Origin of the sequence: Corynebacterium sp. KPL4035, assembly GCF_037908325.1 — a bacterium.
Lineage (GTDB): Bacteria > Actinomycetota > Actinomycetes > Mycobacteriales > Mycobacteriaceae > Corynebacterium > Corynebacterium kefirresidentii.
This window is the reverse complement of sequence record NZ_JBBMGF010000002.1, coordinates 76,830-100,147: the sequence shown is the minus strand read 5'-3', so window position 1 is coordinate 100,147 and position 23,318 is coordinate 76,830. Positions and strand designations below refer to the sequence as shown.

Here is a 23,318-nt window from a genome sequence, read left to right as displayed (position 1 = left end):
CTAGGGTCATGGGCACATCATGTCCACTTTCCCTCATTTTTAGGAACACTATGCGCCGCATCCTCACCTCTGCACTCACCGTGCTTATTGCCGCCGCCATGCCAGCAGCCGCTCATGCACAGTTACCGCAAATCCCGCGATTGCCTGCATCTTCAAGCACGGATATTCAAGGAGAAATCAACCATCGCCTCGAGGATGCCCGCGCACAGGTCGAAGATTTCAGCTCCCAGGCATTTCCACACTCTGCCCCCGGGAAGAAGGCACCCGCCGCCCCAGCTCCAAAGAAGCCGCAGCCGCGCAGCGAAGGTGGCGTCGACTGTGCCAATTGCGTAGCTATCACCTATGACGACGGCCCCGGTGCCGAGACCAACCGCCTACTGGACAAGCTCAAGGCGAAGAACGCGCACGCAAGCTTCATGGTGCTAGCCCCCAACGCATATCAGCATCCTGAGCTGCTCAAGCGCATGAAGGCCGAGGGCCACACCATCGGCAACCACACCAAGAGCCACCGCCAGCTCAACACCCTGTCCTATGACCAGGTATCCCAGGAAATCGACGCCGGCAATGCCGCCATCAAAAAGGCCACCGGCCAAGGCACGCGCTGGGTACGCCCGCCCTATGGCGCGACCAACGCCACCGTGGATCAGGCCACCCGCGATAAGGGCGTCTCCCAAGCGTTGTGGGACGTCGACACCGTGGATTGGAAGGACCGCAACTCCGACCATGTGTGCTCCGCGGCCGTCCAAGGCGCCCGCGCCGGCTCCATAGTGTTGATGCACGATATCCACCCCACCACCGTGGACGCCGCCGATTGCGTTATCGACGGCCTGCGCGCCAAGGGCCTCGAGCCAGTTAGCCTAGATCGCCTCCTACGCACCCCCGTGGCAGGTAAGCGCTACTACGCTCGTGGTTAATGATTGATTTTGCCCTGACTGCCGACGCCGTCGCTCCCCAACTCCTCGGCTGTACCCTCACCCATGCCGGGGTAAGCATCCGCCTCACGGAGGTTGAGGCTTACCTCGGTGCCGAGGATTCCGCTGCACATACCTTCAATGGCAAGACCCCGCGCAATGCGGCCATGTTCGGTCCGCCGGGTAGGTTCTACGTCTATATTTCTTATGGTATCCACCGCAACGTCAATATCGTTTGCGCCCCTGATGGCACCGGCCAAGGCTGCCTGCTGCGCGGCGGCGAAATCATCGAGGGCGCCGATATCGCCTTCGCCCGCCGCGGCACCACCGATTTTCATAATCTTGCCCGCGGGCCAGGAAACTTGGGCAAGGCCTTAGGCTTCACGTTGGAAGATAACCACCAACCAATTCAGATTGTTGAGCGAACTTCCGAACCAGAATGGGTACGCGGACCGCGCATCGGCATCTCGAACAACAAGGAAGCACCCCTGCGGTTTTGGATCCCTTTCGATAAAACCGTCTCGGGCCGCCGCGGCTATCCCAAAAAGTAACGAGGAAGCTGCCTAATAGCGCCCACCGTAGCGCTCATCATTCTCAATGGCTTTAATGATCCGCTGATTGATCTGCAGCATCTGGCGGATCTGCGTGCGGGCCAAGTTATCCATTACGGACTTCCGAGCCTGCTTAGCGTGTCCAGGCGCGGTCTCTACTACCTTATCCCAGCCGCTATCCGTCAGCTGTGCCATGGTGGTGCGGCCGTCAGTCGGGCACGGCTGGCGCACGACCCACCCTTGCTTTTCTAGGCGCGTAACGACCTGGCTCAAGCGAGACAAAGATCCATTGGCGGTAATCGCCAGATCACGCATACGCATCTCGCGATTTTCCGCCTCAGATAGTCGAGAGAGCACCGTATATTCAAAAAAGCTCAGGCCTGCGTCATCGCGCAGCTGAGCATCCAAAATATTGGTCAAGCGAATATTTACGCTCATTAGGGACATAAATGATGCGAGTTCTTCATCATTTAGCCAGTAGTCATCGCGCTCGGTCATGGGATTTATTCTATCAACTTGGCTTTGATTCTAAAGTGACTCATCACTGCCCTAAACGCAAAGACCTTAGTGCCCAAAGGACGTATCGATCGGCCGCTGCCCTCTTGGCAGCTTCTCCGCCACCAAACGATAGGAATCCGTGACTAACTCCTCTATCAGCTGTTGGTCCAGTTCTGCGTGTGGGTAGACGGAAACCCAATGCCGCTTATTCATGTGGTAGCCCGGCGCAATGAACGAATACTGCTGCTGTAGCGCTTGGCAGTCCTCCGGCTCGGCCTTAATGATCATTTGCTGTTGACCTGTCACCGCTGTCAGTAACAGGAAAATTTTGTCGCGTACCTTGAATACTTCCCAGTCGGGCCCGAAAGGATGCTGTACCTGCGAGCCGAGCATCTCTTCGGCGCGCTGCCGTGCAACTGTGTAGAGGCCACTGCCATCCATCATCGGCTCCCTCTTCGAGACTGGCTTAGTGCTGTCTTCAACGATATCGTCCATCCAAACCTCGGTTTTCGTCGACGGTTTTGCCGGTTTATATGGACGAAAATGGTGATCCGAGTGGAGCGCTCGCCATTGTGTCACTTCTCAGTGCGCTTGGGAACGACCGCGGAAATAAAAAATGTCCGGCCCCTCCGAAGAGGAGGCCGGACTTCATGCTGTGGAGCATAGGAGAATCGAACTCCTGACCTTCTGCTTGCAAAGCAGATGCTCTACCAATTGAGCTAATGCCCCATTGTTCCGTGGTGGGCCTAGCTGGAATCGAACCAGCGACCTCATCGTTATCAGCGATGCGCTCTAACCGACTGAGCTATAGGCCCTTGTGCGGAACGAGAACTAACTCTACATACTATCCCCGGATTTATACAAATCGCCTGCTCAAGAAGCTTTTCAGACCATTAGCAAAAGGGGAAGATTCGTACTGAAGAAAGAAAAATGCCGGCACCCGAAGGTACCGGCATCTTCAAACGCAAGAGAGGTGCTAGCGGTTGTCTAAGTCGACTCGCAGGCCGCCAAAGACGTCCACGATGGCGTTATAAATAACCGCCATCAGAGGCGCCAGCAATGTAAGGAGAACGGCGAAAATAACGCCGATGAGCGCGGAGGCGGAGATGACGACACCGAAGGTGACCTCGAATCCGCCGCCGACGCCGCCGACGAGGCTATTGAGCGATTCCCAAATCCCCACCTGGTTCAGGCCAATATAAAGCAGGCATACGGCCAGCATCCAGGCGATCAGTCCGACGAGTGACAGGGCCAGACCGACGCGGAACGCCGAAATAGGCGAGATTCGCGTAATCGTTATGTCTCGTCGTGCCATTAATTACTCCTCATCCTTGGAAGCATCGCCAGCCTTGTGCTCCTGCTGGACCTCATCCACGGTCTTTTCGCCCTTAGCCACGGCCTGAGCGTCTTCCTCACCATCTTCTTCCACGTTGCGGTCGATGGCAAGCAGTTCGACATCGTCACCCAGGTTGACCAAGCGCACGCCCATCGTGGCACGGGAGGACGGACGAATCTGGTCCACCTCGGTGCGGATGACGCCGCCGGCGGAGGTAATGGCGAAGATTTCATCATCCTCATCCACAGAGATGGCGCCGATTAGCTTGCCGCGCTTCGGGGTGTACTTGAAGGTCATGACACCCAGGCCACCGCGGCCCTGCGTAGTGTATTCCTCGATAGCGGTGCGCTTACCGTAGCCGCCGGAGGTGGCAACCAAGAGGAATTCGCCATCGTGGACCACGGACATGGACAGCAGCTGGTCATCGCCGCGGAAGCGCATGCCCTTCACACCAGCGGTAGCGCGGCCCATGGGGCGCAGCTGGTCGTCGTCCGCAGTAAAGCGGATGGCCTGTCCTTGCTCGGAGGTGAGCAGGATGTCGTCGCCCTCGGAGACGAGCTGTGCGCCAATGAGAGCATCGCCCTCGTTGAGGTTGATGGCGATAAGGCCAGCGGAACGCGCGGACTCATAATCGGTCAAACGGGACTTCTTCACGCGGCCCTGCTGGGTAGCGAGAACCAGGTAAGGAGCATCCTCGTAGGACTGGATCTGGATGACCTGGGCAATCTTTTCTTCCGGCTGGAATTCCAGCAGGTTTGCCACGTGCTGGCCACGAGCGGCGCGACCGGCCTCTGGCAGCTCATAAGCCTTGAGGCGGTAGACGCGGCCGAAGTTGGTAAAGAACAAGATCCAGTCGTGAGTGGAGCAGACGAAGAAGTTCTTGACAATATCGTCCTGCTTGAGCTCAGCGCCGCGTACGCCCTTGCCACCACGCTTTTGCGCCTTGTAGGAATCCACCTTGGTGCGCTTAGCGTAGCCCGTAGAAGTAATGGTAACTACAACGTTTTCGCGGGCAATAAGATCCTCATCGGTCACATCGCCGGTTGCCGGAATGATTTCGGTGCGGCGTTCATCGCCATACTTATCGACGATCTCTGCCAGCTCATCGTGGACAATCTGGCGCTGGCGCTCCTCGCGGGCGAGGATATCCTTCAGATCAGCGATCTCGCGCTCGATTTCCGCCAACTCATCGATGATCTTTTGGCGTTCCAGGGCAGCCAGTTTGCGCAGCTGCATGGCCAGGATGGCGTCGGCCTGGATATCGTCGACGTCGAGAAGCTCCTTCAAGCCCTCGCGTGCCTCGTCCACGGTGGGCGAACGGCGGATGAGGGCAATGACCTCATCGAGCATGTCTAGGGCCTTGACCAAACCGCGCAGAATGTGGGCGCGCTTTTCGGCCTCATTCAGGCGGTACTGGGTACGGCGAACGATGACCTCGATCTGGTGCTCCACGTAGTAGCGCAGCATCTGATCCAGGCGGAGGGTGCGCGGCACGCCATCGACAATGGAGAGCATATTCGCGCCGAAGGACGTCTGCAGCTGAGAGTGCTTGTAGAGGTTATTGAGCACCACGCGAGCCACGGCGTCGCGCTTGAGGGTGACGACGATGCGCATGCCAACGCGGTCGGAGGATTCATCCTCAATCTTGGAAATACCCGCGATCTTGCCGCTGGCCACGGACTCCGCGATATTGGAGATGAGGTTATCCGGGTTGACCTGGAACGGCAGCTCGGTAATCACAATGGTCTGGCGGGATCCAGACTCCTCGATGGAGGTCACACCGCGCATGCGGATGGATCCGCGGCCGGTGGTGTAGGCATCCTTGATGCCCTGATCGCCCACGATGAGGCCCGCGGTGGGGAAATCCGGGCCCTTGACGCGTTCCATGCAGGCTTCCAGCGCAGCCTCTTCATCGGCGTCTGGATTATCCAGTAGCCAGTAGATGGCCTCAGCCAGCTCGTTGAGGTTATGCGGAGGGATATTGGTGGCCATACCCACGGCAATGCCGCCCGAACCGTTCATCAGCAGGTTTGGAACGCGGGACGGCAGTACGTCCGGCTCGCTGGTTTTGCCATCGTAGTTGGGCGAGAAATCAACGGTGTTTTCGCGGATATCGCGCACCATCTCCATGGCCAGCGGAGTGAGCTTACACTCCGTATAACGCATTGCTGCTGGGCCATCGTTACCGCGGGAGCCGAAGTTACCCTGGCCATCCACCAGTGGGTAGCGCATATTCCACGACTGGGCCAAGCGCACCAAGGTGTCATAGATGGCGGAGTCACCGTGCGGGTGGAACTGACCCATGGTGTCCGAGACCGGGCGGGCGGACTTTACGTAGCCGCGCTCCGGGCGGTAACCGGAATCGAACATCGCGTAGAGGATGCGGCGGTGCACCGGCTTTAGTCCATCGCGCACCTCCGGCAGGGCACGGCCGACGATGACGGACATGGCGTAGTCGATGTAGCTCGACTCCATCTCCTCATTAATGTCAATGGGAAATATGCGATCAAAAAGATCGTCGTTATTGTCACTCATAACGCCAGATTCTACCCTTTAGCGCCTTTCAGGGCCCGAATTACCGCACGCATGGTATCACCGTGGTACCACTAAGGCATGGCAATGACATTGCGGCTTACGGCCGAACAAGACCACGCGCTCACCCTGCTGGCCTCGGCGCAGGGTACCTCCAAACATGAAGCGGTAGTGCGCGCCATCGTTGCGGCGGCAGCCCGCACGCTTGCCGACGCCCACGTGCAATCCACCGCCCGCGCCCTCCTCCCCGGCCGCGCTGAACTGGAGGCGGAAATCCGCCGCGCCCGGCCCACTCAGTCCTAGGTGATTATGAGTACCGAACAGCTCTACCTTTTGGCACGCGAGTTTTGCGCGCGCTTTAACGTCCGCATCACCAATTTTGCTGCTCTTGCGGCCGCTGCGGCGGCCAGCACTGCCAAGGTGGAAGGAATAGCCATCCACGATAGCCACCGCGATGCCGCCCGCGCTATGGCGGAGGTTTTAGCCCGCGTTCCGGCGCTGAGCGGGTATAACGCAGAGTTCGCAAAGTTCACCGTGCGCGTCTACCTTAGTGTTAAAGAAGTTGCCTAAGTTTTGGGAAGAGTGACCCAAGGAAGGAACTAGCACCATGTCCCACGTCAAGAAGATCGCCGTATCGAGCCTTACGGCCGTTGCCCTAGCTGCCACCGCCGTCACTGCTCCTACCGCTACTGCAGCTGAGGCGGATTCCTGGAAAGACGAGGTAAATCCGGAATTTGAACAGGGCCAGACTGGTGGTTCCTCTACCGGTTCTTCCCAGCTGGATCTCACGTTGATCATCACCGCAGCGGCCGCGGGCGTCACCGCCCTGGCCAGCGCCGTGGCCCTCTACTCCCCCAACGTGGATCTGGAAAAGGCAGCCCGCGATGCTGGCTTGGGCCAGATCGCCGATCAGATTGCTGCCATTCAGGCCAACCTTCCTGGCCTGCCGGGACAGCCGGCTTAATTCGCGTAAGGTGGTGCAGCATGGCACATCTTTCTGAACTTATGTCAGGTCCGCAGCGCACTGCGGTGATAAGCGATTGTGGCGAGCTGGTTGAGAGGGTCGTCGCCAAGCAATCGGGCATTACCGGCATGGCGCTGAAGGGCGCAGTCGCCGCCGCGAAGAAGGTCGACTCCGCCATCATCACCAAGGCGCTAAGCCGCGTGCTACCGGATGTTCTCGACGCTATGGACCCGCACTGGCAAGAGTTTGAAAACAGCTCTGAGCAGGATTTCGGTTCCTTCCTGGAGCCGCGCAGCGCCGAGGTCAGTGATGCCATCATGGCGGTAGCCGATAAGCATGCCGAGCAGGTCAACTCCCCCGCACTATCCAAGCCTTATAACTCCCTGCGCGCTAAGGCTTCGAAATTCCTCACCCCTGCGGTTCCGGATTTCGGCCGCGTGCTGCAGAAGCATATGTAGATTCCGGCAGTTGAATCGCCTTCTAAACGCCAGGTATAAGTGTGGAAGTGACTACTTCCGCAGCTAACCAGACCGAGTACCCTGCCGGCCAAGATCCCGCTCGCTGGCGGGTACTTATCGTTTTGCTCACGGCGCTCTTTATGTCGCTGCTGAGCGTATCCATTGTTAATGTGGCCCTGCCCTCTATTCAATCGGGTTTAGGGGCCTCTAATTCGGATGTACAGTGGGTGCTCTCCGGCTATGCGCTCACCTTCGGCGTCATCCTCGTGGCGGCCGGCCGCGCCGGAGATCTCGTCGGCCGCGGCGGCATCTTTCTAGCTGGCATCGCTATCTATTCCATCAGCGCCGCAGTCGCCGGTTTTGCCCCTAATGCTGAGGCACTCAATGCCGCCCGCTTTATCCAAGGCATAGGTGCTGGCCTGCTTACTCCCCAGGGTGTGGGCATGATCCAGCAATACTTCCGCGGCCCCGAGCGGGCCCGTGCCTTCGGCTATTTTGGCTCCACGGTGGGCCTCGCCGTGGCCATTGGACCGGTACTTGGTGGCCTACTCATACGCCTGGGTGGCGCGGACCTGGGCTGGCGGTTGACTATGCTGGTCAATTTCCCCGTCGGCCTTTTTGCCATCATCTTGGGATTGATGTGGTTTCCGCGGCCGCTGTTTTCTCGTGTACGCGATGAAATGGGCAATAAACTGGGAATTTTCAAGACCCTAGCCACCCTTGATCCCATTGGTGCTGTCATCCTTGGCGCCGCCGTGTGGGCCATCCTCTTCCCCTTTATGGAGTCTTCTGGAACACCTGGCGTGTGGTGGCTGCTGCTCCTGGGCGCGTTTTTGCTGGTGGCATGGGTGCTGTGGGAGCGACGACACAAGGCCACCGGTCATCCACCAATGGTGGATCTTAATATCTTTGCTACTGCGAGCTTTCGCAATGGCACCATCATCGCCACCTTATGGTTCATGGGCATTACCAGCATTTGGGTGCTCGTCGCGCTCTACTTCCAAAGCGGTCTCGGGCACTCCGCCCTCGCTGCCGGATCCGTAGGCATTCCGGCCGCTTTGTTGAGCTCTATTTCTGCCACACTGGCCGGCCGGTCAGTGTCCGTCCACGGCCGCAAGGTCGTGGTTATCGGCATGATGGTGACCATCTCCGGGCTCGTTTCCACCATTGCGCTCATCTGGGCCACCGAGCAATGGGGTACCAGCGAATGGTGGATGGTCCTGTCGCTCTCCTTGGTGGGCGGCGGGCAAGGCTCGGTCATCTCCCCTAACCAGACGCTCACCTTGGCACATGTCCCTCAGGCCTACGCTGGATCGTCGGGCGCTGTCCTCCAGACCGGCCAGCGCATCGGCACGGCCATCGGTCTTGCCGTCATCACGGCCACAGTCTTTGCCACCCTGCACGGCACGAACGCGGACTGGCCGCTTTCCATCGTCGCCGGCTTCGGCGTCATCCTAGCCATGTGCCTAGCCTCCCTGGGATTCGCCGTAGCGGATCAGCGCAGCTCCCAGGCCTAGGGCTCGCGCTTTAAAACGCCACAATTAAAGCCCACCGCAGTATTTTCCACGGTGGGCTTTGTGCTGCGGTTTAGATGTCTAGGAAGCGGACGTCCTTGGCGCGGCGGGTAATGAAGGAGCGGCGGGCCGAGACATCGTCACCCATGAGGATGGAGAAGAGCTCATCGGCGCGCTGCGCGTCTTCCAAATCCACGCGGCGCAGGATGCGGGTGCTCGGGTCGAGCGTAGTTTCCCATAGCTCGGCGGCGTTCATCTCGCCCAGACCCTTGTAGCGCTGGATGCCGTCATCCTTGTTGATCTTGCGGTTTTGCTCCAGACCCTCGGCCAACAGCTTATCGCGCTCGTCGTCGGAAAAGGCATAGCCCGGAGTGCCCTTGGACCACTTGAGCTTGTACAGCGGCGGGTTAGCCAGGTACACGTGCCCGTCCTCAACCAGCTGTGGCATAAAGCGGAAGAGCAGGGTCAATAGCAGCGTAGCAATGTGCTGGCCGTCGACGTCAGCATCGGCCATGAGCACGATCTTGTCGTAGCGCAGCTTCTTGATATCAAACTCCTCGTGGATACCGGTACCCAGTGCAGTAATAATCGCCTGGACCTCAGCATTCTTGAGGACCTTATCCATGCGGGCCTTCTCCACGTTCAAGATCTTGCCGCGCAGAGGCAAGATGGCCTGGAACATGGAATCACGGCCGCCCTTAGCGGAACCACCTGCGGAGTCACCCTCCACGATGTAGAGCTCGGAAATCTTCGGGTCCTTGGAGCGGCAATCCGCGAGCTTGCCGGGCAATCCGCCCAGGTCGGTGGCGGATTTGCGGCGCACCATCTCGCGGGCCTTGCGGGCAGCCATGCGAGCATGTGCGGAGGACACGGCCTTATTGATAATGGCCTTTGCCTCAGCCGGATTGGCATCGAACCAGTCATTGACGTGCTCGTTCACCGCACGCTGGACAAAGCCCTTGATTTCGGAATTGCCCAGCTTGGTCTTGGTCTGGCCCTCGAACTGCGGATCGCCCACCTTGACGGAAATGACGGCGGCCAAGCCCTCGCGGCAGTCATCGCCGGAGAGGTTGCCATCCTTTTCCTTGATGAGCTTATGCTCCTTGGCATAGCGGTTCATCAAGGAGGTTAGGGCCGCGCGGAAGCCTTCTTCGTGCGTGCCGCCCTCGTGGGTATTGATGGTATTAGCAAAAGTGTGCACGGACTGCTTATAGCCCTGATTCCACTGCAGTGCTACTTCCACCTCATGATCTTCGCCCTTGGCATCGAAAGAAACGATAGTCGGGTGGATCGCGGTCTTGGACTTATTGAGGTACTTGACGTAATCGGTCAAGCCATCCGGGTAGTGGAAGGTGACCTTCTTGCGGCGCTTCTTTTCCGCCGCAGCTTCCGCCGCTTCACCGGATTCTTCGTTGAAAGTATCGCCAGCGTCCGGGGCATCATCGAAGGAGGTTTCATCCGCACTGGTCTCGCCGGATTCTGCATCGGCTATTTCTTCCAGCTCGATCTGCTCTTCGGTAACGCGCTCATCGATGAGCTCAATGGATAGGCCCTTATTCAGGAAGGCCATTTCCTGCAGGCGGCGAGCAATGATGTCGTAATCGTACTCGGTAGTTTCAAATACTTCCGGATCCGCCCAGAAGCGGATCTTGGTACCCGTGCCGCGGGCGTTGCCACCCTCAACGAGATCATCCGGGACGGCATTCTGGAAGTTTTGATACCAGTGCTTACCATCGCGTTTAATTTCCGCTTCTACGCGGGTAGAAAGTGCGTTCACCACGGAAATGCCGACGCCGTGCAGGCCGCCAGATACGGCGTAGGAGTCGGAGTCGAATTTACCGCCAGCGTGCAGCTGCGTCATGACCACTTGGACGGTAGGTGCGCCGGAGGCGTGCATTTCTACCGGGATACCACGGCCATTATCGATGACCTCGACGCCGCCATCTTCCAGCAGTTTGACGGTAACCTTATCGGCGTAGCCGGCCATAGCCTCATCGACGGAGTTATCAACGATCTCCCAAATGAGGTGGTGCAGGCCGCGCGAACCGGTCGAACCAATGTACATGCCGGGGCGCTTACGGACGGCCTCGAGGCCCTCCAGGATCGTAATTGACCCGGCATCATATGCGTGTTCTTCAGCCACGGATTCGTGCTCTCCTTTTGGCTATAGCTAATTCTAAGACCTTAACTATTCTACACGGATACCCCCTACTGAAAGACACCCCACACCCGTGAGAGATAGGAATCTGGCGCGCTCTGAGGTTATTTAGGATTTAAAGGTCGGATCCAAGTGCAACTTATTAGCCATACGTATCTTGCGATCCTTGTGGTTTCACCCACTGCCGCCCCTCATAATTTCGCTGCTGCTTGGGCCCATGAATGCGCAGCTCAACAATGACATCCGGGCCTAGGCGGTCAGAGATTTTCCGCAGGATTTGTCGCTGCAGATAGCGCAGCTCCGTAGCCCAGGTGGAGTTATCGCAGGACACATAGACAACCTTGTCCTTAATCCGTTGCGGCTGCGTATGGGCGGCGATGCGCTCGCCCACGAGATTCTCCCAATTACCCATCACCCAACCATTGGCCAAGTCGTGCTCCCAGCCGCGATTGACTACCTCGCGGCTGATTTGGGCTCCCAGGCTCGGCACCGCCAGCGTTCGCCGTTTCTTCCTGCCATCTGGTCCCGTAGGAATGCCCCGTTGATAGCCCATATACCCCTGCTTTTGTGCCTTCTCCAGAGAGGGCACCGGCATCTTTGGCACAGGGCGGGTTAGCTTCGGCGGGTTCTTGGAGGTGGACCGTAGCAATTTAAAGTACTGGGTGACAGGATCAATGCGCTGCTTGCCGACGCCCCCTTGTTCCTCACTCATCCTTGTCACCATCCCCATCCTCAACGGCATCCTCAGCGCTGAGCTTGGAGATGCGGCCGGTATCGGTATCTTCCACGCTCACGCGGTAGCGCACGATGGGTTCCAAGTTCCCCGGTAGGTCCTCATCTACCGCCGCGGTAATGAGCACCTGCTCGGCCTCGGCGGCCAGGTGGACAAGCTGCTTGCGGCGCTTGGCGTCAAGCTCGGCAAATACATCATCCAAAATGAGCACCGGATCCGATCCTCCCTCTTGCCGCAGCAGATTAAACTCCGCCAGGCGCAGCGCAATGGCATAGGACCACGTCTCACCATGGCTGGCAAAGCCCTTGGCCGGCTGATCACCCAGATTAAGCACCAGATCGTCGCGGTGCGGGCCCACCAGGGAAATGCCGCGTTCAATCTCGCGCTGCCGGGCGGTGGCCAACTCGGTAAGCAAGACGGCCTCTAGTACCTCGCGATCCGAGGTATCGATAGTGGACTTATATTCCACCTGCGCCGGCCGCGATTCTGGTGCCAGGCCGGAATAAGCGGCGGGGATGTGGTCCAAGAGGGCGTCGACAAGCGCAAGGCGCGCGGCGATTACTTGGGCGCCGAGCCGGGCAAGCTGCGCATCCCAAGTATCCAAGGTAGCCAATGCGGCGGCACCGTCGCTATCGGAATAGCCGCGGCGCAGGCTGCCGGAGGCTGATTTCAGCAAGGCATTGCGCTGCTTGAGTACCTTGTCATAGTCGGCCTTTACACCCGCAAGGCGCGGAGTCCGCGAGGCAATGATGCTATCGAGATAAGCGCGCCGTCCGGCCGGCTCCCCGCGCACCAAGGCCAAATCCTCCGGGGAAAAGAGCACCGTTTTTACCACGCCCAGCAGCTCACGGGGGCTGCGCAGGCGCGTGCGATTGATCTGCGCTTGATTGGCCGCGTGGGGTTTAATCAGCAAATGGGTAGTGAGCTCGCGGCCCTGGTTCACCGCGGTAATAGACACCCGTGCACTATCGGCACCCTGCCGCACCAACGGTGCATCGTGAGATACGCGATGGGAGGAAAGATGGGCAGTATAACCAATGGCCTCGACGATATTGGTCTTGCCAAAGCCATTGCGCCCGACAAAAAGGGTGATCCCGGGCCCTAGCTGCACATTAAGTTCGGGCCATGAGCGAAAATCCCGAACATCGAGATCCCTGACGTACATTAGCCCGGCAGGCGAACCGGCATGAGCAGGTAGGTGAAGTTGGTCTTCGGCGTGGGGAAGTTGCCATCTTCATCGGCCTCAGGCAGCTCTTCCGGTTCTGGGATCATAATGGCTGGGCGGGAAGGCTCGGTGAAGCCGAAGACCACGCGGTCGGTGTTGATGACGGCCAAGCCATCTTTGAGGTAGCCCGGATTGAAGGCAATGAGAAACTCATCGCGGCCATGGAAGGCGCACGGCAAGGTCTCGGTCGCATTACCGGCATCCGCGCCGGCAGATAGGGTTACCTGACCATCGGCGAATTCCATGCGAATCTGTGCATTGCGATCCGTCAGCAAAGAAACGCGACGGATTGCTTCCTGCAGCGGAGCCACCTCAATGGAGGCAATATTGGTGTGATTCTTCGGCAGCAGCGGCTGCACATTGGGGAAGTCCGCATCCAGCATGCGCGTGGTGGTTTCGCGGTTATCCGCGTGCAAACCAAAGAGACCATCCGCACCAATATTGTCATCGGTACCTACGGCAATCTCTACCGGAATGTTGAGATGCGGGTCCAGGGAACGACCGGTTTCCTGGAGGGTCTTAGCAGGTACCAATAGCTTGGCTTCGACATCCGGGGACTTCGGCTCCCATTCCAAGGTGCGCATGGCCAGACGGAAGCGGTCCGTTGCCGTCATCTCAATGTCTTTGCCATGGATATCCATGTGCACACCGGTGAGCATAGGCAAAGTGTCATCCTTGCCGGCTGCGGCAGCGACCTGGTGGATGGCCTCGACGAAAAGCTGTGGCTGGATAGTGCCCGTAACCTCTGGCAATACCGGAAGCTGAGGGTAATCATCCAGTGGGATCAGTGGCAGCTCGAAGCGAGAGGAACCACAAGTAACCAGTGCCTTGGAATCTACCTGGGAGATCTCTACTTCCTTGTTGGGCAAAGAAGCAACGATATCGGAGAGGAGCTTGCCGGCTACCGCAATCTGTCCGGGCTCATCCACCATGCCGGCGATGCGGACGCGGGTAGAAACCTCATAATCGAAGCCGGTGAACTCAAGACCATTGTCATCCGCGGTGATCAACATCGCGCGAAGCACGGGCTGAGTGACCTTGGAAGGCAGGCTGCGAGCAACCCACGCTACGGCGTTGGCAAGGTCATCTTTGGCAACGCGAAATGACACGGCTTCATCCATGGTGCGAAGAGCTCCTCTGAGGCAAGTAGGAAATTTGTTACTTACAAAAGACTGGCTTCCAACTTACCGCATTGGGCGCGGTGCGCCACAACGTGTAATTCCATCTTTGCCCGCTCGATCCGCGCCTGGCCGGAGGCGGGGCGGGCCGAATTCCACACACCCTCTTTCTTCTATACAGATCAGAGAAATAATTTAGTAGTAGTAATAAGCGGTGTGGGATCTGTGGGTAACTAGGTAAATGACAAGTTCATGGCGCAGATCCGGGGTGTGGCAAATCTTGTGATCTTGCTGTGATCAATCGGGGTGAATTGTGGACAACTAGTGGGATCGCCGTTTTATCCACAGGTTTTGTCATTTGATCACTGATCTACACACAACACTGATCACAGGGTGGTTCTCCCAGCACAAGGCCTGTGGAATTAAAAACTGTGAGTAAGATCTATGAATTACAAAGTTGAAATTACACAAGTGTGAATAACGCTGTGGATAACCTTTCTTGCAGATAAACGGCCCTTTTTAGAGGGTTTCGGGCCTTATTTGTGAAATTACACGGGTGTGCCGGTGCGGCGTGGAGGATTCTGTCTAGCTTTCTAGCTGGTTTCAACCCCAAGTGACCCGGGCGAAATCTGGGAAGCGGGATCGGGAAAACAAAAGCGCCCTCCTTATATAAAGGAGAGCGCTGAGGCAGCACGCTAAGACTTAGGCGCGACTGCGATTCTTGATGCGTTGGGTAAGCGCCTGGATCTCGTCATAGGTATTGCGCTTTTCAGTCATCTCTTTGCGGATTTTGCGATCGGCATAAATGACGGTGGTGTGGTCCTTACCGCCGAACTGTTCACCGATCTTGGGCAGGGATAGCTCGGTAAGCTCGCGGCACAAATACATTGCCAGCTGGCGAGCATGCGCTACCGCGCGCTTCTTGCCGGCGCCGCGCAGAGTTTCTACATCAATATCGAAGAAGTCTGCCGTGACCTCCATGATTGAGGTAGCGGTAATCTTTCGATCAGCGGAATCCGGGGCCAAATCGCGCAATGCGATTTCCGCCATCTCTACGTTGATTGGCTCATCTACCAAAGAGGAATAGGCCGAAACACGGATAAGTGCGCCTTCGAGCTCGCGAATGGAAGATTCAAAGCGCGAGGCAATGAGCTCAAGCACGGAGCGATCCACCTCGGTGCCGTCATTTGCCGCCTTCTTCATCAAAATCGCGATGCGCGTTTCCAGATCTGGTGGCTGAATATCGGTAATAAGACCGCCTTCAAAGCGCGTGCGGAGGCGATCCTCCAGCGTTGTCAGCTGCTTCGGCGGGCGGTCCGAAGACAAAATGATCTGCTTATTGGCTTGGTGCAGCGCATTGAAAGTATGGAAGAACTCTTCCTGGGTGGATTCTTTGCCCTCCAAGAACTGGATATCATCGACCATCAAGATGTCGAGATTGCGGTAGCGCCGTTTGAAGGATTCCTGGCGGTCATCACGCAGCGAATTAATATAGTCATTCGTAAATTCTTCCGAAGACACATATTTCACGCGCAAACCCGGGTGCAGCACCTGGGCGTAATTACCAGCGGCGTGCAAAAGGTGCGTTTTGCCTAGACCAGAGCCACCCCAGATGAATAGTGGGTTATATGCACGGGCGGGATTTTCGGCCACGGCAACGGCTGCACCATTGGCAAAACGATTCGAAGACCCGATAACGAAGCTATCGAAGGTGTGCTTCGGATTCAGTGAAGTTTCACGGTTGGGATCATGTGCCGGAGCCTCGCGCGGGATGCGAGCGGAATTAGAGCTAGCATCGGTGAAATTTCCCGCGGACTGCGCCTGCTGCTGGTTATAGTGCTGGGCAAGCTCATCCAAGCTGGCTGGGGCATGGCTGGATTGCCAGTTGTTTTGGGCGGGTGCCGGTTGTGAACCGGTATCAGAGTGTTGCGGGCGCGGAATGTAGTTCTGGGGAGGCTCCGTGCGCTGGGGTTGTTGCGCTTGCGGAGCCTGCTGCTGTTGCGGGGGAGCTGCCTGGGGAGAAGGCTCTGTGGCTGGTGGTTGTGGTTCTTGCGGAGTAGCCAAGGTAACCGCGAAGGAGCAGGGACGTCCGAGGTGTCGGGTTAAGGCCTTGGCGATGTACTCGCCCAATTCATTTTCGACCACATTTTTGGCATCGAGATTCTCGGCGGCGACGAGGGTGTAGCCCTCGACCATCATGATGGGGCGGACCAGTTGGAGGTAAAGGCGCTGTGAATGGGAAAAACTAGGGACCTCGGAATTGGGTTGCTCGGATTGTGCGAGCAGGTCATCAACGACCGCGCGCCAAATGGCATGCAGGCTCGCTTGTGGGTCAGTCACAACAGGCTACCTTTGTGGAATTTAGTCGGGAACGGGTGGACATTGAATAACAATTTTCACCGTGGATTCCACCGTGGTTTTCACAGTGGTTTTTATCGAGTCACCTCGATCTCCACAGAGTTATCCACAGGTGTGGATGAAAGAGTTATTCACAGCTTAGTTCATGGCTGTGGATAACTCTTCATAGGCCGGTTTATGGCATTAAGCTGCGGAAACTACAAAAGTCTCAAGCGTTGATTTAGAGTTATCCACATGCCAGGCTTGGCTGTGGAATTTGATTCTTCTGTTGTACCGCCGAAGCGGCGGGTGTGTCTAGTGAGAAAAATTCACCCCCTGGACGCCGATCTGGATAGGTCTTCCAGTGCGGTGGATTCGGCGCAGTAAGAGCCCGGAATCTGGCCGCCTAGCTGCAGGAAAAAACATTTATGTAATTTCGGGTGTACCCGGGTGTCGATTTGTTTCTAGCGGCAGAAATCACGTAATCTGGCATGGTCTATTGCAACAAAGAGTTGCGCGTGAAAGTGACAGCGTCACCTCGCACTGGCTGGGCCCGTCGGCTCGCCGTGCACCGGAGAGACTGTGATGCGTCAGGTTCATGGAATCTAATCATCAGTGGGTGCGCCGCTGTTAGCGGTGGTGTGCCTACGCACAACTTCAAGGAGAATTAACGTGGCAAAGGGTAAGCGCACGTTCCAGCCGAACAACCGTCGTCGTGCTCGTAAGCACGGTTTCCGCACCCGCATGAGCACTCGTGCAGGTCGCGCAATCGTTGCGGCTCGTCGCAAGAAGGGCCGCGCAAAGCTGACTGCGTAAGTTATGCTTCCGGCCCAGCACAAGCTCACATCGCCGACACAGTTTCGGCGCACGATGAAGGGCAGTCGCCGGGCGGGCACTCGTACGGTAGTCGTGCATGCGCGCGATAACGCAGGTACGGACAAGGAAGCCGAAATCGCAGCCACTGGGCCGCGCTTTGGCTTAATTGTTTCTAAAGCCGTCGGGAATGCAGTGGTTCGCCACCGCACCTCCCGACGGCTTCGCCATGTGTGCATGACTTTCATTCCCAAGCTGCCTGCCAGCGTGGATGTGGTCATTCGTGCACTGCCCGCTAGCGCCACTGCTAGCAGTGAGCAATTAGAAAAAGATCTTGCTAAAGCACTGCGCAAGCAATGGGATATCTAAATTCCCGCGGGGAGGAAATTCCCCCAGCCAGAGGATTGGCCAAACCAATGGTCAAAGTGGTTCGTTTCTACCAAAAACATGTCTCTGGCCTTAAGATGGTATCGACCTGTCGGTTTGAACCGACATGCAGTGCTTATGCCCTTGAAGCGCTATCCAAACATGGCGCATTCAAGGGTACGGCGATGGCAATTGCCAGGGTCTGCAAATGTGGCCCCTGGCATCCGGGCGGATTTGATCCGGTTCCGGATACCAACAACAACTGAGGATTAAACACTCGTGCTTAATTTCATTTATTGGCCAATTTCGGCCGTTTTATGGTTCTGGCACTGGCTGCTTTCCCTCGTAATGGACCCATCCTGGGGCATTACGTGGATTCTGGCCATTGTGCTGCTGACCTGGACGCTTAAGGCGCTGATGGTCAAGCCGACTATCAGCCAGATTCGTTCCTCGCGCAAAATGCAGGAAATCCAGCCTAAGGTGCAGGAAATCCGTGCGAAGTACGGCAACGATCAGACCAAGGCTGCACAGGAAATGCAGAAGGTCTACAAGGAATCTGGCGTTCGTCCAATGGCCGGCTGCCTGCCGGTATTCGTGCAGATTCCAATGTTCGTTGGTTTGTTCCACGTACTGCGCTCCTTCGACCGCACCGTTGCAGTAGCCGGTGGCATTGGCCACCCCAGCGGCGATCCAATGTCCATTGAGGAAAACGCTAATACCGCAAACTACATCTTTAAGCCGGACCTGGTCCAGCAGTTCTTGGATGCCAAGATTTTCGATGTCCCGCTGGTCACCAACCTGCGCTTGAACTCGCCGATTGTGGAGGGCGTAACCACCAGCCAGGCCGCCGTAATCATCGTTCCGATGATCGCCATCATTGCGGTCATGACGCACTTCAACGCCCGCATGAGCCTAAACCGCCAGGAACAGCGCCGCGCCGCCGGTAAGACCCAAGCGCCACAGGGCCAGAATGCGGAAATGATGCAGCAGCAAATGGCCATGATGTCCAAGATGATGCTCTGGGTCATGCCAGCCATGTTGATCTTCTCCGGCTTCATCTGGCCAATCGGTTTGCTGTTCTACATGATGGCCAATACGGTCTGGACCTTCTTCCAAACCCGCATCGTCTATGCCAAGATGGACCGCGAGGAAGAAGAAGAGGAAGCCGCGAAGGCTGAGGCCAAGCGCACTTCCGCACCTAAGCCGGGTGCCCGCAAGAAGGACAACCGCACCAAGAAACAGCGCAAAAACAAATAAACACGGAGGAGAACCCCATCGTGTCCAAGATGGACCCGTCAGTAGTATTCGGCTCCCGCTTGCCCCTCGCGCAGGCTTACCATGATTCGCTCGCTACAGACGGGTCCACTCGTGGTTTTATAGGCCCACGGGAGGTGCCGCGTTTGTGGGACAGGCACATTATTAACTGCGCCGTCGTCAAGCAGGCAATCCCCGAGGGTGCCACGGTCATCGATGTAGGCTCGGGCGCCGGACTGCCTGGCATTCCGCTGGCCATTGCGCGTCCAGATCTGCGGATAACCCTGATCGAGCCGCTATTAAAGCGCTATAACTACCTCAACGAGGTGGTAGAAGAGCTCGGTCTCGACAACGTGACGGTCCTGCGCGGCCGAGCTGAAGAAGGCCCGATCAAAAAGGCCGTGGCGGGGGCCGATGTGGTGACCTCGCGCGCCGTCGCGCCCCTGGGAAAGCTTGCGAAGTGGTCGCTGCCGCTAGTGCGCAAGGGGGGCGAGATGATCGCACTGAAGGGCTCTTCCGTACACGAAGAACTAGAACGCGATGCCGCTGATATCAAGAAGGCCGGCGGTGGAAAGGCCGAGGTCAGCACCATCGAGGGAACCACGATCATTCGTGTCCCGCGCGTGAACTAAAGTAGACGGCATGACTAATCCGCGCCTTATCACCATTGCTAACCAGAAAGGCGGCGTAGGCAAAACCACCTCCGCCGCCAACTTGGCCGCAGCGCTTGCCGCAGAGGGCAAGAAAGTGCTGGTGATCGATCTCGACCCGCAGGGAAATGCTTCCACGGCCATGGGTGCGGAACATAATTCCGGCACCGATTCCAGCTATGAGGTGCTCCTCGGGGACTGCAGCGCCGAGAAGGCTATGCAACCTTCTTCGCACAACGAGAACCTTTTTTGCATCCCCGCCACCATCGATTTAGCTGGCGCGGAGATTGAAATGGTCTCCTTGGTACGCCGCGAATTTCGGCTTTATGACGCCCTGCATAATGGCTTCCTCGAGGAGCATGGCTTCGAATACGTTTTCATTGACTGCCCGCCATCGCTAGGTTTGCTTACCATCAATGCGATGACGTGCGCGGAAGAGGTCATCATCCCGATTCAATGCGAGTACTACGCCCTCGAGGGTGTGGGCCAGTTGCTGGGAAATATTTCCATGATCCGTGAACACCTCAACGAGGATCTGCATATCTCCGCCGTGCTGTTGACCATGTATGACGCCCGCACGCGCTTGGCAGAAGATGTGGCAGATAACGTTCGCGAGCAATTTGGTGCCGTGGTGTTGGGCAATGTTATCCCGCGCTCCGTGCGCGTTTCGGAGGCGCCGGGATACGGTACTACGGTTATTGATTACGCTCCTTCGTCCACCGGTGCCCGCGCCTATCTTGCGGCGGCGCGCGAGCTTAACCGGCGCGGCGATTATCGCCCGCACCCGACCACCGGGGCGATTGGCGTGAGCCCAGAGATTTACGCGGAATTGGAAGGATAGGAACTCATGGCAGAACAGAAGCAAGGTGGACTCGGCAAGGGTCTCGCCGCACTCATCCCATCCGGCCCTGATGCCCCTACCCGCAAGCCGCGGCTGGGAGATTCCGCGGCGGATATCATCTTGGGAAATGCCACCCCGCAGCCTGGCCGCAAGGGCGGCGACGGCAAGCGTGTAAAGGGCGCGCCCACCATTCAACAGGGTTCTGGCTCACAATCTTCGAAGAAGCGTCAGGCCACCCCGGCTCCCATCGGTGCGACCTACCGTGAGATTTCCATTGGGGATATCATCCCTAATCCGAAGCAGCCACGCACCGTCTTCGACGAGGATGAGCTGGGCGAGCTCGTTCACTCGATCCGCGAGTTTGGCCTCTTGCAGCCCATCGTTGTTCGCCCTTCCGAGGAGGGTGGCTTCGAGCTCATCATGGGTGAGCGCCGTTGGCGCGCTTCTTCCAAGGCGGGTCTGGCTACTATTCCAGCCATCGTGCGCGATACCAAGGATGACAACCTGCTGCGCGATGCCCTGCTGGAAAACATCCATCGCGTGCAGCTCAACCCTCTGGAAGAGGCACACGCCTACCAGCAGCTATTGGAAGAGTTTGGCGTTACCCAGAACGAGCTGGCGGACCGCATTGGCCGCTCGCGCCCACAGGTGACCAATATGCTGCGCCTGCTTAAGCTGCCGGTAGAGGTACAAAAACGTGTAGCCGCTGGTACCTTATCCGCCGGCCACGCGCGTGCGCTTCTATCTTTGGATGACACGGAGGCGATGGAATATATAGCCAACCGCATCATCGCGGAGGGCCTGTCTGTCCGCGCCACTGAGGAGGCAGTCACCCTTTATAAGCGCGATGGCAAGCCGGCCGAATCAAAAAAGAAGCAGTCGGCGCCACAGCCACAGTACTTTACCGATTCTGCCGAGCGCCTATCGGACCGCTTTGACACCAAAGTCACCGTGACCATGGGCAAACGCAAGGGCAAGATGATCGTGGAATTTGGTGATCAAGAAGATTTTGAGCGCATCATGGCACTAATGCAGCCAGGTGGATAACTTTCGAAAGATGGAAAGTTTAAACAAATGCTATTTTGCGGTCACTTAAAATATTCGATCTTTTAATCCCAAGGCAGGCTTTAGTAGCAGCACTGATTATTTAACTCCTAAAGTCAGGCTAATGGCTTTCTGAACTTTCGATTGACGTCTCCAGGTATTTAGATTTGATACGGACGTAGGATCCCAAAGGGGGTCTTGTGTCGTTCAATAGAATGTTGCTAACTTTGGGATGATGAATTATTTGCAATTATTGCATTGCTGCCGATTTTGCTTTATGTAGTTAAATACCTCTCTGTGAAGTTTTACAATTCACTTGCAAGGAAATCGGTACTCTTTGTCAAAGTGAAAAGTAGAAGAAGTAATTGGTACACCCCTAAATTGCACTTTTGATCTGCTCGGGTTGAAAGGCCGTCAGAGAGGGACGTTGGCGTTACTCTCCTATTCTGATTCAGAATCGTTCAATGACAGCTACAGCCTGTCAAGCAGAGCGTGTTCGACTCGGATCATTTGTCCGAAACTCCACGAATTGACCATAAAATAGTCACAGTGAAGATTATGGGAATCGGATGGCTCAGTTCTACCGTTGTTTAGGTTACTTACCAAAAATAAACGGACTTTTAGATTGTTCCGTTTCAAAATCAGGGCTAAGAGGGATACCTTTTCTTTCTTGGAGAAGCAAGATAGCAGTAAAACCTACGAGGCTTGCAGCTACTAGATAGATTGTAACCGCAACTGTTGTGCCTGTTGCATCTACTAAAGATGCAGCGATCATAGGTGCAAATGCGCCGCCGAGAATTGATCCAATGGCATAAGATATCGATACCCCTGATGCACGAACGGATGCAGGGTAGAGCTCAGCATACATGGCGGACTGGGCACCATAAGTTAATCCTAGGCCTACAGTTAGAAAGATAAGCGCGACATAAAGAAGGCCCAGTGAAGCTGAGTTGACCAGTGGGAAGAGTATTCCAGCTCCAATTGCCTGTACGAGAAATCCAATGAGATAAGTCCTTCGTCGACCGATATAGTCCGACACCCAGCCGGCGAATAGCGTGAATATTAACCAAGTTACGGCAGACAAAGTAACTGCGTTGAGCACATCACCGCGCTCAAAGGAAATGGGTCCTTCTGGGTTGGTGGCATAATTTTGAATATAGCCTCCTGCTGTCATATAACCTACAGCTCCGTTGCCTGCAAATACCAGTGCGGCGACAAATACAAGAGGTAGATGCTGTTTGAAGAGAACTCCAATGGGATTCGGGCCCTCATGACTTTTGTTGCCCGCTATAACTTTGAAAACCGGCGATTCATCGACGCCGATTCTTACTACGTAGCCCACGACAACCAACACGAAGGAAAGTAAGAAGGGGACGCGCCAACCCCATTGAAAGAATGCATCTCCGGGCGCAATTCTATTCATAATGGATAAAATTCCCGAGGACATGAGAAGACCGATGGGAACTCCAATTTGGGGTCCGGCACCGTAAAGGCCACGCTTCTGGTTCGGAGCATGTTCAACCGCCAGCAATACCGCTGATCCCCACTCCCCTCCAGCGGATACGCCTTGAATAATGCGGAGAAAAATGAGCATAATGGGAGCCCATAGACCTACCGTTTCGTAAGTAGGTAAGAGGCCGATTAACGTGGTTGCGCCCCCCATGGAGAAAAGTGTGACCATGAGGACGATTCGTCGACCGTAGCGATCTCCATAGTAGCCGGCTAAAAACGCACCGAGGGGCCGAAACAAAAACGATAGGCCCACAGAAGCGAAAGACACGATGCTGGCCAAACTTCCGGTTAAGGGAGAAAACATTACTTGGTTAAAAACGAGTCCGGCTACTGCAGCGTATAGAAAATAGTCGTACCATTCAATCGCCGTACCGATTGTGGTTGCAGCTACTACACGTCCCATTTCCTTGGGAGAGATCGCGGAGGGGCTCGAAGCATCCATCATGAAGATCCATTCAAATAGTAGAAATGAAGATTATCAGTAGATACTAATCGAATGATTC

Annotated in this window: 24 protein-coding genes and 2 tRNA genes; 14 read left to right on the top strand and 12 right to left on the bottom strand. The window is 56.5% G+C overall.

The genetic code is table 11. The features are described 5' to 3' along the window. Positions 1-50: 50 nt before the first annotated feature. Complete coding sequence (locus WMP96_RS02260) at positions 51-914, top strand: polysaccharide deacetylase family protein (protein WP_301716436.1); 864 nt, start codon at positions 51-53, stop codon at positions 912-914. Next, positions 914-1,462, top strand: a complete 549-nt coding sequence (locus WMP96_RS02255) for a DNA-3-methyladenine glycosylase (protein ID WP_301716435.1) — start codon at positions 914-916, stop codon at positions 1,460-1,462. The genes WMP96_RS02260 and WMP96_RS02255 overlap by 1 nt, the downstream gene beginning before the upstream one ends. A 12-nt stretch (positions 1,463-1,474) precedes the next feature. On the opposite strand, the gene WMP96_RS02250 is transcribed toward WMP96_RS02255, so the two are convergent. The 6 genes from WMP96_RS02250 to gyrA all read right to left on the bottom strand — a co-directional run bounded on the left by WMP96_RS02250 (position 1,475) and on the right by gyrA (position 5,831). Continuing rightward, positions 1,475-1,960 carry a MarR family winged helix-turn-helix transcriptional regulator gene (locus tag WMP96_RS02250; RefSeq protein ID WP_301716434.1) on the bottom strand — a complete coding sequence of 162 codons (486 nt, stop codon included), beginning with the start codon at positions 1,958-1,960 and terminating at the stop codon, positions 1,475-1,477. A gap of 66 nt (positions 1,961-2,026) precedes the next feature. After that, on the bottom strand, positions 2,027-2,455 hold the full coding sequence (locus WMP96_RS02245; protein WP_301716433.1) for an MmcQ/YjbR family DNA-binding protein: 429 nt from the start codon (positions 2,453-2,455) through the stop codon (positions 2,027-2,029). Positions 2,456-2,616: 161 nt separating this feature from the next. Next, positions 2,617-2,689: transfer RNA gene (locus WMP96_RS02240), tRNA-Ala, on the bottom strand. Between the two features lie 9 nt (positions 2,690-2,698). Further along, positions 2,699-2,775, bottom strand: a tRNA-Ile gene (locus WMP96_RS02235). Positions 2,776-2,936: 161 nt separating this feature from the next. Beyond that, a complete protein-coding gene (locus WMP96_RS02230) occupies positions 2,937-3,275 on the bottom strand; it encodes a DUF3566 domain-containing protein (protein ID WP_023020209.1) in 339 nt (112 codons plus the stop codon). A 3-nt stretch (positions 3,276-3,278) separates the two neighbouring features. After that, entirely contained in the window at positions 3,279-5,831 is a 2,553-nt protein-coding gene (gene gyrA, locus WMP96_RS02225) for a DNA gyrase subunit A (RefSeq protein WP_301716431.1), read from the bottom strand. 78 nt (positions 5,832-5,909) lie between these two features. Here gyrA and WMP96_RS02220 point away from each other — a divergent pair, with 78 nt between their 5' ends. Genes WMP96_RS02220 through WMP96_RS02200 form a run of 5 tightly spaced genes read left to right on the top strand, consistent with a single transcriptional unit; the run spans position 5,910 to position 8,767 of the window. Then, positions 5,910-6,131, top strand: coding sequence for a CopG family transcriptional regulator (locus WMP96_RS02220; RefSeq protein WP_086588404.1), 222 nt, complete (start codon positions 5,910-5,912; stop codon positions 6,129-6,131). A gap of 6 nt (positions 6,132-6,137) precedes the next feature. Continuing rightward, positions 6,138-6,398 (top strand): cell filamentation protein Fic, encoded by a 261-nt coding sequence (locus tag WMP96_RS02215; RefSeq protein WP_301716430.1) that lies wholly within the window; start codon positions 6,138-6,140, stop codon positions 6,396-6,398. Positions 6,399-6,435: 37 nt separating this feature from the next. After that, positions 6,436-6,792 (top strand): hypothetical protein, encoded by a 357-nt coding sequence (locus tag WMP96_RS02210; protein WP_023020205.1) that lies wholly within the window; start codon positions 6,436-6,438, stop codon positions 6,790-6,792. Between the two features lie 20 nt (positions 6,793-6,812). After that, positions 6,813-7,250 carry a DUF6918 family protein gene (locus tag WMP96_RS02205; RefSeq protein ID WP_301716429.1) on the top strand — a complete coding sequence of 146 codons (438 nt, stop codon included), beginning with the start codon at positions 6,813-6,815 and terminating at the stop codon, positions 7,248-7,250. A gap of 41 nt (positions 7,251-7,291) precedes the next feature. Continuing rightward, positions 7,292-8,767 carry an MFS transporter gene (locus WMP96_RS02200; protein ID WP_340432080.1) on the top strand — a complete coding sequence of 492 codons (1,476 nt, stop codon included), beginning with the start codon at positions 7,292-7,294 and terminating at the stop codon, positions 8,765-8,767. A gap of 70 nt (positions 8,768-8,837) precedes the next feature. On the opposite strand, the gene gyrB is transcribed toward WMP96_RS02200, so the two are convergent. From gyrB to dnaA, 5 genes are all read right to left on the bottom strand, one after another. Beyond that, positions 8,838-10,907 (bottom strand): DNA topoisomerase (ATP-hydrolyzing) subunit B, encoded by a 2,070-nt coding sequence (gene gyrB, locus WMP96_RS02195; protein WP_301732839.1) that lies wholly within the window; start codon positions 10,905-10,907, stop codon positions 8,838-8,840. Positions 10,908-11,064: 157 nt separating this feature from the next. Beyond that, positions 11,065-11,634: a DciA family protein gene (locus WMP96_RS02190; RefSeq protein WP_340432078.1), complete on the bottom strand. Its 570-nt coding sequence runs from the start codon at positions 11,632-11,634 to the stop codon at positions 11,065-11,067. Continuing rightward, positions 11,627-12,820 carry a DNA replication/repair protein RecF gene (recF, locus tag WMP96_RS02185; RefSeq protein WP_301716426.1) on the bottom strand — a complete coding sequence of 398 codons (1,194 nt, stop codon included), beginning with the start codon at positions 12,818-12,820 and terminating at the stop codon, positions 11,627-11,629. The genes WMP96_RS02190 and recF overlap by 8 nt, the downstream gene beginning before the upstream one ends. Next, a complete protein-coding gene (gene dnaN / locus WMP96_RS02180; protein ID WP_248100278.1) occupies positions 12,820-14,001 on the bottom strand; it encodes a DNA polymerase III subunit beta in 1,182 nt (393 codons plus the stop codon). The genes recF and dnaN overlap by 1 nt, the downstream gene beginning before the upstream one ends. 699 nt (positions 14,002-14,700) lie before the next feature. After that, positions 14,701-16,338 (bottom strand): chromosomal replication initiator protein DnaA, encoded by a 1,638-nt coding sequence (gene dnaA, locus WMP96_RS02175; RefSeq protein WP_340432074.1) that lies wholly within the window; start codon positions 16,336-16,338, stop codon positions 14,701-14,703. Between the two features lie 669 nt (positions 16,339-17,007). Between dnaA and rpmH the strand changes: the two genes are divergently transcribed. From rpmH to WMP96_RS02140, 7 genes are read left to right on the top strand one after another with little or no spacing between them, the layout of a single operon-like run. Beyond that, the gene (gene rpmH / locus WMP96_RS02170) at positions 17,008-17,151 is read left to right on the top strand and encodes a 50S ribosomal protein L34 (RefSeq protein ID WP_003847033.1); all 144 of its coding nucleotides are present in this window, start codon (positions 17,008-17,010) and stop codon (positions 17,149-17,151) included. Positions 17,152-17,154: 3 nt separating this feature from the next. Continuing rightward, positions 17,155-17,517: a ribonuclease P protein component gene (rnpA, locus tag WMP96_RS02165; RefSeq protein ID WP_023020197.1), complete on the top strand. Its 363-nt coding sequence runs from the start codon at positions 17,155-17,157 to the stop codon at positions 17,515-17,517. 47 nt (positions 17,518-17,564) lie between these two features. Then, positions 17,565-17,780: a membrane protein insertion efficiency factor YidD gene (gene yidD / locus WMP96_RS02160; protein WP_259887629.1), complete on the top strand. Its 216-nt coding sequence runs from the start codon at positions 17,565-17,567 to the stop codon at positions 17,778-17,780. Between the two features lie 13 nt (positions 17,781-17,793). After that, positions 17,794-18,771, top strand: a complete 978-nt coding sequence (gene yidC / locus WMP96_RS02155) for a membrane protein insertase YidC (protein ID WP_239206128.1) — start codon at positions 17,794-17,796, stop codon at positions 18,769-18,771. Positions 18,772-18,800: 29 nt separating this feature from the next. Further along, on the top strand, positions 18,801-19,400 hold the full coding sequence (gene rsmG / locus WMP96_RS02150) for a 16S rRNA (guanine(527)-N(7))-methyltransferase RsmG (RefSeq protein ID WP_049359070.1): 600 nt from the start codon (positions 18,801-18,803) through the stop codon (positions 19,398-19,400). 10 nt (positions 19,401-19,410) lie between these two features. Next, the gene (locus tag WMP96_RS02145) at positions 19,411-20,259 is read left to right on the top strand and encodes a ParA family protein (RefSeq protein ID WP_023020194.1); all 849 of its coding nucleotides are present in this window, start codon (positions 19,411-19,413) and stop codon (positions 20,257-20,259) included. A 6-nt stretch (positions 20,260-20,265) separates the two neighbouring features. After that, a complete protein-coding gene (locus tag WMP96_RS02140; RefSeq protein ID WP_301732842.1) occupies positions 20,266-21,306 on the top strand; it encodes a ParB/RepB/Spo0J family partition protein in 1,041 nt (346 codons plus the stop codon). 592 nt (positions 21,307-21,898) lie between these two features. On the opposite strand, the gene WMP96_RS02135 is transcribed toward WMP96_RS02140, so the two are convergent. Continuing rightward, entirely contained in the window at positions 21,899-23,260 is a 1,362-nt protein-coding gene (locus tag WMP96_RS02135) for an MFS transporter (protein WP_436406969.1), read from the bottom strand. Between the last annotated feature and the right edge of the window lie 58 nt (positions 23,261-23,318).